This window comes from Pseudomonas sp. IT-P171 (genome assembly GCF_949767765.1).
GTDB classification, from domain to species: Bacteria; Pseudomonadota; Gammaproteobacteria; order Pseudomonadales; family Pseudomonadaceae; genus Aquipseudomonas; species Aquipseudomonas fluorescens_B.
In genome coordinates this window covers 106,174-120,422 of the sequence record NZ_CATKQN010000011.1, presented here as the reverse complement: position 1 = coordinate 120,422, position 14,249 = coordinate 106,174, and the positions used below count along the sequence as shown (strand labels likewise).

At 60.2% G+C, this 14,249-nt stretch carries 13 protein-coding genes; 2 read left to right on the top strand and 11 right to left on the bottom strand.

All coding sequences use genetic code 11. From position 1 onward, the window contains the following. Positions 1–16 precede the first annotated feature (16 nt). Positions 17–1,126, bottom strand: coding sequence for a PilT/PilU family type 4a pilus ATPase (locus ACM6I5_RS09035; protein WP_414883950.1), 1,110 nt, complete (start codon positions 1,124–1,126; stop codon positions 17–19). A gap of 118 nt (positions 1,127–1,244) precedes the next feature. On the opposite strand from ACM6I5_RS09035, the gene ACM6I5_RS09030 reads away from it, so the two are divergent. Both ACM6I5_RS09030 and ACM6I5_RS09025 read left to right on the top strand, forming a co-directional pair. Beyond that, positions 1,245–3,779 (top strand): PAS domain-containing protein, encoded by a 2,535-nt coding sequence (locus ACM6I5_RS09030; RefSeq protein ID WP_414883631.1) that lies wholly within the window; start codon positions 1,245–1,247, stop codon positions 3,777–3,779. 100 nt (positions 3,780–3,879) lie between these two features. After that, entirely contained in the window at positions 3,880–4,155 is a 276-nt protein-coding gene (locus ACM6I5_RS09025) for a peptidylprolyl isomerase (protein WP_007898282.1), read from the top strand. 163 nt (positions 4,156–4,318) lie between these two features. Here the strand turns inward: ACM6I5_RS09025 and ACM6I5_RS09020 are convergent, their stop codons facing one another. The 10 genes from ACM6I5_RS09020 to ACM6I5_RS08975 all read right to left on the bottom strand — a co-directional run bounded on the left by ACM6I5_RS09020 (position 4,319) and on the right by ACM6I5_RS08975 (position 14,194). Then, on the bottom strand, positions 4,319–5,254 hold the full coding sequence (locus ACM6I5_RS09020) for a sugar kinase (protein ID WP_017339147.1): 936 nt from the start codon (positions 5,252–5,254) through the stop codon (positions 4,319–4,321). 128 nt (positions 5,255–5,382) lie between these two features. Then, complete coding sequence (locus tag ACM6I5_RS09015; RefSeq protein WP_414883630.1) at positions 5,383–6,600, bottom strand: amino acid deaminase; 1,218 nt, start codon at positions 6,598–6,600, stop codon at positions 5,383–5,385. Positions 6,601–6,639: 39 nt separating this feature from the next. Next, positions 6,640–7,404 carry an IclR family transcriptional regulator gene (locus tag ACM6I5_RS09010; protein WP_017339149.1) on the bottom strand — a complete coding sequence of 255 codons (765 nt, stop codon included), beginning with the start codon at positions 7,402–7,404 and terminating at the stop codon, positions 6,640–6,642. A 170-nt stretch (positions 7,405–7,574) separates the two neighbouring features. Further along, the gene (locus tag ACM6I5_RS09005; RefSeq protein WP_414883629.1) at positions 7,575–7,964 is read right to left on the bottom strand and encodes a RidA family protein; all 390 of its coding nucleotides are present in this window, start codon (positions 7,962–7,964) and stop codon (positions 7,575–7,577) included. A 26-nt stretch (positions 7,965–7,990) separates the two neighbouring features. After that, positions 7,991–8,788, bottom strand: coding sequence for an amino acid ABC transporter ATP-binding protein (locus ACM6I5_RS09000; RefSeq protein ID WP_414883628.1), 798 nt, complete (start codon positions 8,786–8,788; stop codon positions 7,991–7,993). Beyond that, the gene (locus tag ACM6I5_RS08995) at positions 8,785–9,447 is read right to left on the bottom strand and encodes an amino acid ABC transporter permease (RefSeq protein WP_017339152.1); all 663 of its coding nucleotides are present in this window, start codon (positions 9,445–9,447) and stop codon (positions 8,785–8,787) included. Before ACM6I5_RS08995 ends, ACM6I5_RS09000 begins: the two co-directional genes overlap by 4 nt. An 8-nt stretch (positions 9,448–9,455) precedes the next feature. After that, positions 9,456–10,118: an amino acid ABC transporter permease gene (locus ACM6I5_RS08990; RefSeq protein WP_017339153.1), complete on the bottom strand. Its 663-nt coding sequence runs from the start codon at positions 10,116–10,118 to the stop codon at positions 9,456–9,458. Between the two features lie 52 nt (positions 10,119–10,170). Further along, positions 10,171–11,019 carry a transporter substrate-binding domain-containing protein gene (locus tag ACM6I5_RS08985; RefSeq protein WP_017339154.1) on the bottom strand — a complete coding sequence of 283 codons (849 nt, stop codon included), beginning with the start codon at positions 11,017–11,019 and terminating at the stop codon, positions 10,171–10,173. A gap of 433 nt (positions 11,020–11,452) precedes the next feature. After that, entirely contained in the window at positions 11,453–13,012 is a 1,560-nt protein-coding gene (locus ACM6I5_RS08980; RefSeq protein WP_017339155.1) for a TerC family protein, read from the bottom strand. Between the two features lie 315 nt (positions 13,013–13,327). After that, positions 13,328–14,194 (bottom strand): LysR family transcriptional regulator, encoded by an 867-nt coding sequence (locus ACM6I5_RS08975; protein ID WP_017339156.1) that lies wholly within the window; start codon positions 14,192–14,194, stop codon positions 13,328–13,330. Between the last annotated feature and the right edge of the window lie 55 nt (positions 14,195–14,249).

The following is a 14,249-nucleotide window of genomic DNA, read 5'->3' as shown; positions in this document are numbered from 1 at the left end:
GCGGGAGCTGCCGGTGTCAGTCCATCAGTCCCCATTCGCCGGGTGGTGCTTGGGGGCCCGGGGATGTTTCCGCATGCAGCTTCAGTCGCAGGCGCAAATTGTTCACCGAGTCCGCGTGCTTCAGCGCCTCCTCCTCATCGATCGCACCCTCTTCAACCAACGCGAACAGCGCGCTATCGAACGTCTGCATGCCCTGCTCGACGGACTTCTCCATGATTCCCTTGAGCTCATCGAATTCGTTACGGCGGATCAAGTCACCAATGGTCGGCGAACCGAGCATCACTTCCACCGCCGCCCTCCGTTGCCCATCACGGGTACGCACAAGCCGTTGGGAAACGAACGCTTTGAGATTGTTGCCCAGGTCATGCAGCAGTTGCGTCCGCCGCTCCTCCGGGAAGAAGTTGATGATACGGTCCAGCGCCTGATGGGCGTTGTGGGCATGCAAGGTGGAAATCACCAGGTGCCCGGTGTCGGCAAACGCCAACGCATGCTCCATGGTTTCACGGTCGCGGATCTCGCCGATCAGCACCACATCCGGTGCCTGGCGCAGGGTGTTCTTCAACGCCGCATGAAAACTGCGGGTATCCACGCCGACCTCGCGCTGATTGATGATCGACTTCTTGTGCCGATGAATGTATTCGACCGGGTCTTCGATGGTGATGATATGGCCGCTGCTGTGGCGGTTGCGATAATCGATCAACGCCGCCAGTGAGGTAGACTTGCCTGAGTCGGTGGCGCCGACGAACAGCATCAGCCCCTGTTTGAGCATGACCGTTTCCAGCAGGACCGCTGGCAACCGGAGGTCTTCGAAACGTGGAATGTCGAGTTTGACATTACGCACCACAATCGACATGTCGTTGCGCTGCTTGAAAATGTTGACCCGAAAACGCCCGACACCCGGCAAAGAGATCGCCAGGTTCATCTCCAGTTCCCGATCGAACTCCAGCCGCTGCTCGGCGTCCATGATGGACATGGCAATCGCCGTGATTTCCCCCGGTTTGAATGGCTGGTCGGTCAAAGGTTTAAGCACACCATCAAACCGCGCGCAGGGTGGCGCGCCGGTGGACAGGTACAGATCGGAACCCTCCTGGCTGGCCAGAATCTTCAAAAGCCCATCGATTTCCATGGCAAAAAGCACCCGCGAAGCATTGAATGAACAGAAATGACCCCAAAAACGGGTCATACCGCGACTAACGCTCTAGGATAGTACGCCGCCAAACTGACTGACGTGCAGGAACACTTTGATGAACGCAACACCCACCGGCAGCGATGCCCAGGCCCTGATTGCCAGACTGGACTGGTCGCGCACCCCGCTCGGCAGCGCCAGTGCCTGGCCGCAGAGCCTGCGTACGGCAGTGGACATCGTGATTCACTCACCGATGCCGATGCTGTTGCTGTGGGGGCCGGAACTCACGCAGATCTACAACGACGGCTTCGCCCTGTTGGCCGGCAGCAAGCATCCGCACGCTTTCGGACAACCGACACACCAGATCTGGCCAGAACTCAAAGACTTTACCGACCCGATTTACAGCGCCGTCCTACAGGGCCAGGTGCGAACCTACAGCGAACAGCGCTTTACCCTGCAACGTGACAATGACGAGTCCGACTTCTGGCTGGATTTGACCTACAGTCCGATCCGCGATGAAAGCGCCGAGGTCGCCGGGATTCTGGTCACCGCCATCGAAACCAACGAACGCCGACGCATTGCCCTCGAACTTGAACAACGCTCGGCCGCCAGCCTGAAGGCTCAGCGCGAAACCGAGGAACGCCTGCAATTGGCGCTGGCCGCCACCGACGCCGTCGGCACCTGGGACTGGGACATCAGCGAAGACCGCTTCATTGCCGATGCCCACTTTGCCCAGTTGCACGGTATCGATCCGCTACTCGCCAGCCAATTGCCAATCAGCGACTACCTGGGAGCAGTGCATCCGGAAGACCGTGCGATGGTCACCCGCAGCATCAAGCATTGCATCACCCACGGAACCGAATACGCCGAGGAGTATCGCCTGCTGCAACCCGACGGTCAGCTGCGCTGGGTGTTTGCCCGGGGCCGCTGCTACAAGGATCACCATGGCCGGCCCATCCGTTTCCTCGGCGCTGCCCTGGACCTGACCGAACGCAAACACACCGAACAGGCGTTGCGCCAGAGCCAGACCGAGCTGCAACTGATCATCCACGCCATACCGATCCTGATCAGTTACGTCGACAGCGAGGAACGCTTTCGCCTGAACAACGCCGCATACCTGGATTGGTACGGCCTGACGCCCCAGGAACTCTACGGTCGGACCATTCGTGAGGTGCTGGGTGACGAAGCCTACGCCTTGCGCGCCGAATACATCGCCGAAGCACTGGCAGGCAGAACCTGTTGCTTCAGCATCAGCACGCCGCATCGTGATGGCAGCACCCGTCAGGCCTTGATGAACTACCTGCCCCGCCACGGGCCGGATGGCGCGGTGAACGGTTTCTACATTTTCGTGATCGATGAAACCGAACGCAAACAGACCGAAGAAGCCTTGCGCAATCTCAACGAAACCCTTGAAGAACGCGTTGCCGCCCGCACCCAGCAATTGGCCGAAGCGAACCAGCGCCTGCAAAACGAGATGTTCGAGCGCGAACGTGCTGAAGACGCCTTGCGCCATGCTCAGAAAATGGAAGCGGTCGGTCAGCTCACTGGCGGCATTGCCCATGACTTCAACAACATGCTCACCGGGATTATCGGCAGCCTCGACCTGATGCAGCGCTACATCGCTGACGGTCGCGCCGCCGAGATCGGCCGTTTCACCGAGGCGGCCGTGTCGTCAGCCAACCGCGCGGCCGCCCTGACCCATCGCCTGCTGGCATTCTCCAGACGCCAGTCGCTGGATCGCAAGACGCTGAATGCCAACGCGCTGATTCATTCCCTGGAAGACCTGCTCAGCCGCACCAAAGGCGATCACATCGCGCTGAAGCTGCGACTGGCCGATGAAGCCTGGCCGGTCAGCACCGACGTCAGCCAACTGGAAAACGCGTTGCTCAACCTGGTGATCAACGCCCGCGACGCCATGCCCGATGGCGGCGAGTTGCTGATTGAAACGGCCAATGTTTACCTCGAAGGCAGCGATATCACCACCCTGGAAACAGTCAAGCCCGGGGATTACGTGATGATTGCCGTCAGCGACAACGGCACCGGCATGACCCCGTCGGTGCTGGCCAAGGCGTTCGATCCTTTCTTCACCACCAAACCCATCGGCCAGGGCACAGGGCTTGGTTTGTCAATGATTTATGGTTTTGCCCAGCAGTCTGGCGGCCACGTCAAACTCCACAGCGCTCCAGGCCAGGGCACCTGCGTTCGCCTTTACCTGCCGCGGCTGTATTTCCCGGAACCGGAGAACACGCTAATGCCTTTCAGCGGCGAGGCGCCAGCGGCGATTGCCGGTGAAACCGTGATGTTGGTGGAGGATGATCCAGCCGTGCGCATGCTGGTCCTCGACTTGCTGAATGAGCTGGGTTATCACGCCCATGAAGCCGAGGACGCGAAGTCTGCCCTGCCCTTGCTGGAGTCCGACGTGCGCGTGGATCTACTCGTGACCGATGTCGGGCTGCCGGGCATGAACGGTCGGCAACTGGCAGAAATCGCGCGCCAGCACCGGCCGGAACTCAAGGTGCTGTTCATGACCGGCTACGCGGAGAAAGCCGCCGAACGCCAGGGTTTCCTCGAGGAAGGCATGGACATGGTGGCCAAACCGTTTTCCATTGATCTGCTGGCCAACAAGATTCGCGCGATGATCGGCCAACCGTAGGAGCTGCCGCAGGCTGCGATCTTTTCAGCGAGTTAAGGCATAATCGCGCGCCCCACGCTAGCACCCGCATAGCCACCACCGTTGCAAGGTATCTGCCCCAATGAAAGCTCAAGCCCGCCATATTCTGGTGAAAACCTCGGAAGAAGCCGAGCAGCTCAAACAACGCATCGCCAAGGGCGAAGCCTTCGATGTGCTGGCCAAGAAATACTCCACCTGCCCGTCCGGCAAGCGCGGCGGTGATCTGGGTGAAGTGCGGCCGGGGCAGATGGTGGGTGTGATTGACGCGGTGATCTTCAAGAAACCGCTGCGGGTGGTGCACGGACCGATCAAGAGCAAGTTCGGGTATCACCTGGTGCAGGTGTTTTACCGGGATTGATCGGTTGGCCGAGACCTCCTGCGACGAGGGAGCTTGCTCCCGCTCGGCTGCGAAGCAGTCGTAAAACCTGAGAATGCGGTGTGCCTGACAGTAGGTGCTTTCAGGTATTGGGGCTGCTTCGCAGCCCAACGGGAGCAAGCGCCCTCACCACAAATCATTCGTCTCAGTCTTTGGGGATCAACGCCCCCGGCACCTGAATCACTCGACTCGCCAACCGATGCCCGGCCTCGGCCGCTTCTACCGGGCTGCCGCCCTTGAGCCGACTGGCAAGGTACGCCGCACTGAACGAATCCCCCGCCGCCGTGGTATCGACCACGCGTTCAACCTTGTGCGCCGGCACCTCGAACGACTCGCCGTCACAACGAATCAGACACGCCTCGGCGCCGCGCTTGAGCACCACTTCCGGCGTGCCCATTTGCGCGTAAGCGGCAAACACCGCCTCGCAACCGGAAAAATGGAACAGCGCCTGCTCGTCATCCACCGTCAGCAACGCGAGGTCGACATACGGCAACACGCTGCGATAAGCCGCCCGAGCCTCCTCGATCGACGCCCACAAACGTGGCCGGTAATTGTTATCGAACACAATGCGCGCATCGCGCTGCCGGGCTTCGATCAGGGTTTCCAGCAGTTTCGCCCGACCTTGCACGCCAAGCACCGCCAGGGTGATGCCGCTGAAATACAGCACGTCGTAGTCCGGCAACGCCGCGAGAATGGGGGCCGCCGCCGGGGTGGTGAAGCAGTCACGGACCGCGGCTTCGTTGCGCCAATAGAGAAAACGGCGCTCGCCGGCGGCGTCGGTCTGGATGCAATACAGCCCGGGCAAGCGGCCGGGCAAGCGCTGGACCCTGCCCAGACCGATGTTTTCGTCGGCCCAGCTCTGGCACATGGCGTCGCTGAAACTGTCATCGCCCAGGGCAGTGACGTAATCCACCGCACCACCATCGCCCAGTTCGCGGGACAGGTAGACCGCGGTGTTCAAGGTATCGCCGCCGAAGCTCTGTTGCAGACTGCCGTCGGCACGTTGCTGCAGCTCGATCATGCATTCGCCGATCAGGGCGATACGCGGGGCGTTGGGGCCGAGGGTGTTGATGGTGTTCATGTTTTCGAATCTCTGGTGTTTCTATGTTGTCTGGGATGGCCCTATCGCGAGCAGGCTCGCTCCCACAGGGGGAACGCATTCCATTGTGGGAGCGCCTGCTCGCGATAGCCGCTCCTCGGTTCCGAACCTTAGAAACAGGTTTCCATGGTTTCGATGACATTCAACTGCTCATCCACCAGACACCCGGTCCGCCACTTGTCGAACGTCAGGCACGGGTGCGAAGTCCCGAACGAAATGATATCGCCCACCCGCAACTCAACACCTGGCGCCACCGTCATGAACGCATGCTGGTCCATTACCGCCGTCACCTTGCAGGCGCTGACATCGTCGCCCTTCGCCGGCACCGCACCGGCCTTGTAACGCAGCAACGGCACCGGCAGACCGGCGTCGTAGGCCACATCGCGCTTGCCCAGAGCGATCACCGCAAAACCCGGCTCCGGCAACGACTGCACGTGAGCCCAGACTTCCAGCGCCGGACGCAGGCCTTCGTGCAAATCGCTGCGGCGGTCGAGCACGCAGCATTGCGCTTCTTTATAGATGCCATGGTCGTGCGCCACGTAGCTGCCGGGGCGCAATACGCTGAGGAAACGGCCGGCGGCGTTCTGCGTTTCGAAGGATTCGGCAATCAGGTCGTACCAGGCTGAACCCGACGCGGTGATGATCGGCTTGGCAATGGCGAACGCGCCACTGTCCTGCAACTGCACCGCCAGACGCACCAACGACGCCGCAAACTCACGGATGCCGGTGACGGCATGATCACCATGGATCACGCCTTCATAGCCTTCAATGCCGGTCAACGCCAATGCCGGTTGGGCGTTGATGGCTTTGGCCAGCGCGAGCACTTCCTCTTCCGTACGGCAGCCACAACGACCGCCGACCACGCCGTACTCGATCATCACGTTGAGGCGTACGCCGCGCGAAGCGAAATACGCGCCGAGGTCCGCGACGTTGTCCGGGTGATCGACCATGCAATGGAAATCGAACGTCGGGTCCGCCAGCAAATCAGCGATCAGCGCCATGTTCGGCGTACCGACCAGTTGGTTCGCCATCAGCACCCGACGGACGCCATGGGCATACGCCGCACGGGTTTGCGTGGCGCTGGCCAGGGTGATGCCCCAGGCGCCGGCGTCCAGTTGGCGGCGAAACAGTGCCGGGGTCATGCTGGTCTTGCCATGGGGCGCGAGTTCGGCGCCGCTATTGCTGACGAACGCCTGCATCCAGCGAATGTTGTGTTCCAGCGCCTCGCGATGCAGCACCAGCGCTGGCAGGCTGACGTCGCGCACCAGGTGGGCACCGGTCTGGGCGAAACCCTTTTCCACGGCGGCAGTATTTTGGGCAGTAGACATGGTCGAACTCCTTACATTCGCGGCCGCAGGCAGCCGCTGTTATTCGTTAATGCGACGGGCCAGGCGGTTGGCGTTGTCGATCAACACCCGGCGATAGTCGTTGTAATGTGTCTTGGCATCGGCCCGCGGGGCGACGATGCACAAGGTAGCAATGGCCACGCCGTTCGGGTCTTTGACCGGGGCGGCGAAGCAATGGGTAAAGGTGTCGGCGACGCTGTCGAACGAGAAAAACCCGTCGATTCCGGCCTGACGGATTTCACCGAGAAACTGCTCCAGCGGCAGGCGCTCGCCGTTGGGCAGGATGAAGTCGTCGTGATCGATCAGGTCGATGATTTCCTCGTCACTCAGGTGCGCCAGCAACAGGCGTCCGGATGCGGTCCACGGGATTGGGGCGTTCTCGCCGATGTCCGAGGAAATGCGGAAATGCCGCTCGCCCTCTTTCATCAATGCCACCGTGTACTTGCGCCCGTTGAGCAGGCACATCTGCGCGGTTTCATGGGTCTGGCTGACGATCTCCTGCAAGGCGTGGTCGGCCTCGCGGGTCAGGTCGAAGTGGCGCAAATGCGCCTGGCCGAGAAAATACAGCTGACGGCCGAGGTAGACGTGACCGTCCTTGCCCACAGGCTCGAGAATCCGCCGTTCCAGCAGCGAGGCCACCAGTTCGTAGACCGTGGATTTCGGGCTGCCGATGCCGCTGGCGATTTCATTCGGACGCAGGGGCTGGCCGATTTCCTTGAGGAAATCGAGGATATCGAACGCCCGGTCCAGACCGCGAGCCCGGCGCTTGATGGTGTCTTCGGTCATTTCAGTGGTTCCCATTAAAGTGCCGGGAGTTTAACCAGAGTGCGGTGGCGACTGTTAGGACGCCATCGCTGGCAGGCCAGCTCCCACAGGGATGGAGAGTGTGTCTGCAATCTGTGGCAGCCCATAGAATCCTGTGGGAGCTGGCCTGCCAGCGATGGGCGCGACTCGGTTCAGGCCTTTTTCTTGTACGCGATGCAGTCGATCTCGACTTTGCAATCCACCATCATGTTCGCCTGCACACAGGCACGGGCCGGAGCGTGTTCGGGTTTGAAGTACTCGGAGAAGACCTTGTTGAAACTGGTGAAATCCCGCGGATCCTCCAGCCACACGCCCGCACGCACCACATCTTTCAGGCCATAACCGGCCTCTTCCAGAATCGCGATCAGGTTCTTCATGGTCTGGTGAGTCTGCTCGACGATGCCGCCCACAATGATCTCGCCATCCAGCGCCGGCACTTGCCCGGACACGTGCAGCCAACCATCGGCTTCAACGGCACGGGCGAAAGGGCGAGGCTGGCCGCCAGCGGCGGTGCTGCCGGTGCCGTAACGAGTAATGCTCATGAGTGTTTCTCCTGATTGAAAGGGGTTTAGAACCGAGTGTTTTTCAGAAACTCGGCAAGACGCGGCGATTGCGGGCGTTCGAACAGCTCCTTGGGTGGCCCCTGCTCTTCGATCCGCCCCTGATTCATGAAAACGATCTTGTCCGAAACCTCGAAGGCGAAACGCATTTCGTGGGTTACCAACAGCATGGTCATGCCGTCTTCGGCGAGCCCCTTGATCACGCTCAACACTTCGCCCACCAGCTCCGGGTCGAGGGCCGAGGTGACTTCGTCGAACAGCATCAGGCTCGGGTTCATCGCGATCGCCCGGGCAATCGCCACACGCTGTTGCTGACCGCCAGACAACTGACCGGGATAATGATCACGTCGCTCCAGCAGGCCGACCCGCTCCAGCCACTTTTCCGCCAGGGCCACGGCCTCGTCCTTGTGCAGTTTCTTGACCTTGAGCAGACCGAGGGTGACGTTCTGCAAGGCTGTCAGGTGCGGGAACAGATTGAATTGCTGGAACGCCATGCCGGTCATGGCGCGATGCCGGGCAATGACTTTTTCCGCGTGCCGTACGCGCTTGCCGTTGACCTCGTCATAACCGATGGACTCGCCATCGAGCATGATCTGCCCGCCCTGAAACTCTTCGAGCATGTTCACGCAGCGCAGCAGCGTGGTCTTGCCCGAACCGCTGGAACCGATCAGCGTGACCACGTTGCCGCGCTGCAGGGTCAGGTCTACGCCCTTGAGCACTTCCAGCTGGCCATACTTTTTGTGCAGCCCGCGAATGTCCAGCAGGGGCTGCCCGTTTTGAGCGTTCGAAACTTGAGGTTGAGTCATGGCAAGGCCACCCGCTTTTCAATGTGCCGGCCGAGTAATTCGATGGCGTAGTTGATGACGAAAAACAGAAATCCGGCGAACAGGTAAAACTCTAGGGTCATGAACGTCCGGGCGATGATCTGCTGGGTGCTGAGCAGCAACTCGGCGACGCCGATCACCGACAACAGCGTCGAGGCCTTGACGATCTCGGTGGACGAGTTGACCCAGGTCGGCAGGATCTGCCGCAACGCCTGGGGCAACAGCACATAGCCGAGGGATTGGAAAAACGTCAGGCCAATCGCCTTGCTCGCTTCCATCTGTCCGCTCGGCAACGCTTGCAGCGCACCGCGCACAATCTCGGCGACGTGGGAACCGCAGAACAGCGTCAACCCCAAGGCACCGGCCTGAAACGCGCTGATCTGCCAGCCCAGCGCCGGCGCCATGTAGAAGCAGGCCAGCACCAGCACAAACACCGGCGTGCCGCGAATGATGTCCACGTAGAAACGGAACGGCGCGCGCATCCAGAACTTGCCGTAGGTCAGCACCAGCCCCGTGACAATGCCGACCATCGTGCCCAGCAAAATCGCCAGGGCAGACACCTGCACGCTGGTGAGAAAGCCTTGCCACAACACTTCGCGGGCAACCCACAATTCATGCAACCAACTGGGTGATTCGTACATGGGGCCTCCTATCGGCGGATCGCCAGACGCTGCTCGAGGTAACGCAGCATCATGGCAATGAGGTAACAGGCCGCAACATAGAGCGCTGTAGTGACCATCCAGGTTTCAATCACCCGGTAGCTCTCGACATTGATCTTGCGCGCGTAATAGGTCAGCTCCGGCACGGCAATCGCCGCCGCCAGCGAGGTGTCCTTGAACAGCGAAATGAAGTTGTTCGACAGCGCCGGCAACACATTGCGCAGCATCACCGGGACGGTGACGTAGGCCTTGACCTGCCACTCGCCCAGACCGATCGCCAACCCGGCTTCGCGCTGCCCCTTGGGAATGCTCAACAAGCCGCCACGGAACACTTCGGTCAGGTAAGCCCCGGCGTACAGCGACAGGGTGATGATGAACGACGGGATCTTGTCCAGACGAATGCCGAGACTCGGCAAGGCGAAGTAAATCAACAGAATCAACACCAGAATCGGCGTATTGCGGATCACCGTCACATACACCGATGCCAGCACCCGCAACGCGCGATGCTTTGACAGCAAGGCAAACGCCATCAGCAGGCCGATCACGCAGCCGATGGCGATCGACACCAGCGCCAGCTCAAGGCCCAGACCGAGCCCCGCCAGCAAGGTGTCGAAATCGCGCCACACGGCGGCAAAGTTCAACTGATAGTTCATGGTCAGCAGTACCTTGAACGGGGCGATTCATCACCGCCCCGCTCTCACGGGATCATTTGAATTCGACAGGGAAACCGATGGCTGGAGTAGGCAGATCGACACCGAACCACTGTTTGAAGGACGCCGCGTAAGTCGGGAACTCAACGCCGGTCATGGCTTCATGCAGGGTGGTGTTGACGAAGTTCAGCCAGTCCTGATCGCCACGCTTTACGGCACAGGCGTAGGTTTGCGGGCTCCAGGCGTAGGACGGGCTGCGATAGCGGCCGGGGTTCTGCACCATCAGGTATTTCACCGACGACTGATCGGTGGCGGCGGCGTCGGCACGGCCGGAGTTCACGGCCTGATACATCAGGTCCACGCTGTCGTACTGATCGACCTTGGCTTTGGGCAGCGCCTGATGCACCAGCTCTTCGGCGTACACGTTCTGCAGCACTGCTACGGTCACGCTGTCATTGGCCGCCTTGAGGTCTTCGATTTCCTTGTACTTGCTGTTCGCCGGCAACAGCAGGCCGACACCTTCGCGGTAGTACGGCAACGTGAAGGCGACCTGTTGCGCACGGCTGGCGGTCACGGTGATGAACTGGCAGCTCATGTCGACCTTGTCGGTCAACAGGTTGGGAATCCGCGCATCGGATGACTGCACCACAAACTCGACCTTGCTCGGGTCGTTGAACAACCCTTTGGCGACCATCCGCCCGATATCGATATCAAAACCCTGCAACTTGCCATCCGCTCCCTGGAAATGCCACGGCGCGTTGGTACTGCCCGTACCCACGATCAGTTTCCCGCGGGCCAGCACACTGTCGAGCTTGCTGTCCGCCGCCTGGGCAACGCCCACGGCAGCAGCCGAAGCCGCAAAGAGAAAAACACACGCTTTAAACAAGGAAGGTCGGCGATGCATGGCAAGCACTCCAGGATGATGTTTATTCCGCTATACCGGAACTTGGTATGTAACAACGGAATAGACAGCAGAAAGTGTGCCACAGGTTGTGACAGGAATGTAGGGGAGATTGAAAAGTGTTTTGAATCAGTGGGATGGGATTTTTCGGGGAAAATGCGTTACGAAACGAGACGATGGCGTAGCGCTACCGTTGGCTACAGAAGACGGGTATTTGCACCACAGTTGACGTTCAGCGAATCAAAATAAAGCAAAGCTCATTGAGCAGGCTTTGTCAGAATCTGTATATGCGCGAACTTCAGGTCGGGTATCAGACTGTCATCGTCAGAACGCCGCCCGGACCAAGCCCCCTCCCTCAGGGGTAATACAATACCTGTGGGAGCGAGTCTGTTCCGGGCGGCGTTCCGACGATGAGGCCCTTAAACCCAAAGAAAAACTACTGGCCGATCCGCAACAGCCGAACCCGTGTCACCCGCCGCTCTTCAACCGCCACCACTGTCAAATGCCAGCCTTCCCACTCATGGCTGTCGCCAATCATCGGCAGCCGATCCAACAGACTCACCACCAACCCGGCGAGGGTCTGATAGTCGTCGGTAGGTTCGGCAGCAAACCCGGTCCGCTGACGCACCCGCGCCAGGTTCAGCGCGCCGCTGACCACGAATCCGCCTTTCTCCTCGACCACATCCGGACCTTCGATTTCGCTGGCATCGGGCAACTCACCGGCAATCGATTCGAGAATGTCGGTCATGGTCAGCACGCCGACGAAGTCACCGAATTCATTGACCACAAAGGCAATGTGAGTCGAGGCTTTGCGCATCTGTTCCAGAGCGTTGAGGATCGAATAGCTGTCAAGCAAATTGAGGGTCTTGCGCGCCAGGTGCTCGAGGTTTGGCTCGTTGCCGGACAGGTATTCCTTGAGCAATTCCTTCTTGTGCACGAAGCCCAGCGGCTCATCCACCGCACCATCGCGAATCAGCGGCAGGCGCGAGTAGGACGAATGCATCAGCCGTGCACGGATGGCTTCCGCGTCGTCGGACAGGTCGATGTGATCGACATCGGCGCGCACGGTCATCAGCGTGCGGATCGGACGCTCGGCCAGTTGCAAGACACCGCTGATCATCACGCGCTCGCGGCGATCGAACAGCTCCTCGCTCGGTGCTTCGCCGTTGTCCAGCAGATCGGAGATCTCCTCGCCCACCTCTTCCGCCGCCAACTTGCGACCGCCCAACAAACGCAGCACGGCGTGGGCCGTACGCTCACGCATGGGTCGCAGGCCCTGCATGGACTTCTTGCGCCGGGCCCGGGCGATCTGGTTGAAAATTTCGATCAGGATCGAGAAACCAATGGCCGCGTACAAGTAGCCCTTCGGAATGTGGAAGCCCAAGCCTTCAGCGGTCAACGCGAAACCGATCATCATCAGGAAGCCCAGACACAGCATGATGACCGTCGGGTGTGCGTTGACGAAACGCGTCAGCGGCTTGCTGGCGACGATCATCAGGCCAATGGAGATGATCACCGCGATCATCATTACCGCCAGTTCATCGACCATGCCCACCGCGGTAATCACCGCGTCGAGGGAGAACACCGCGTCGAGCACCACGATCTGCGCGACGATCGGCCAGAACTGCGCGTAAGCCGTGCTGGATGAGCGTTCGCCAACATGACCTTCGAGTCGCTCGTGCAATTCCATGGTCGCTTTGAACAACAGGAACACACCACCGAACAACATGATCAGGTCACGACCGGAGAAGCTCTTGTCGAACACTTCGAACAGCGGCTGGGTCAGGGTCACCAGCCAGGAAATACTCGCCAGCAGGCCCAGGCGCATCAGCAGCGCCAGTGACAAACCGATGATTCGCGCACGGTCGCGTTGCTCGGGGGGCAGTTTGTCCGCGAGGATCGCGATAAACACCAGGTTGTCGATGCCGAGCACCAGCTCCAGCACGATCAACGTCAGCAGGCCCAGCCACGCGGTGGGATCAGCTATCCATTCCATAAAAACGTCTCGATCTCTTCAGTGAATTCAGAATGCCGGACACGGCAAAGCGCGGCGCAGAGGCCGTGGAGTTGCAATGGCAAGGGTGTTCTGAAATCGAAAGACCGGGTGTTTCACGCGTGTCAAACGCGCGCGGTGGCGCGAAGAAGAAGGATAACCGGGAGGCTCCAAAAGGGTGTTCATGCAAATCCTGAAAGGAAAAAGGCATTCGAGCGTACAGGTGAAAGCGACTTTTCCTACAGCCGGAAATCATTACAAAATCTGTACACCTCCGGATTTCCAATGTCCGACAGATTGCTCGCGAAGCTGTTGCTTTCAGCGGTTTTTCACCCGCTCGATGTACCGCACCACCGCCGCTGATTTCTCGAACCGTCGATGAATCAACGACAACCACGAGCTCGCCTCACACCCTTTGATCGACCGGTACAGCACGCCAGGCAAACCGACATGCCCGACCACCGACTCCGGCACCACCGCCACGCCCTGCCCCAGCGACACCAGCGCCAGCACTGCCACCAGCCCGCCCGGTTGCGCGCCCAGTTTCGGTGCAAACCCGCCCTCGGCAGCGACTTGCAAGGTCCCGCTGATCTGTTCCGGCAGGATGAACGTCTCGGCCTGCAGATGCTCCGGGCCGATCTCGGTCAAACGGCACAACCAGGATTCGCTCGACAGCGCCAGCACAAAGCCTTCCGCGTCGAGGCGGATGGCGTCCAGACCCTCGGGCAAGGTCATGGGTGAGCGGACATAACCGATGTCGAATCGCCCTTCGAGCACCATCGTCGGCAACGACACCATGGGGCTTTCGCGCACATTCAGGCTGACGTCCGGACACTCGCGACTGAAAGCCTGCACCTGCTTTTGCAGCAATCCCGAGTACACCGCCGAGGCCACGTAACCCAGTTCGATATGGCCTATATCCCCGCGTCCGGCGCGCTGGGCATTTTGCTGGGCGTATTCGAATTGCCGCACCGTCGCTTCAGCTTCGATCACCAGCGCAGCGCCGGCTTCGGTCAGGCTGACTTCCCGTGTCTGGCGCACGAACAGGCGCGTGCCGAGTTCGTTCTCCATGTCCTGGATTTGCCGAGTCAGGGTCGGCGGTGCGATACCGAGCTGTTCGGCGGCGCGCGTGAAGTTGCCTTGCCGGGCAACGGCCAGAAAATAGCGGAAATGCCGTATATCCATCGGTGCATTAGCTCAAAGGTAATGAAGTCCCGTTTTCCGGCTAACAATGACAGCA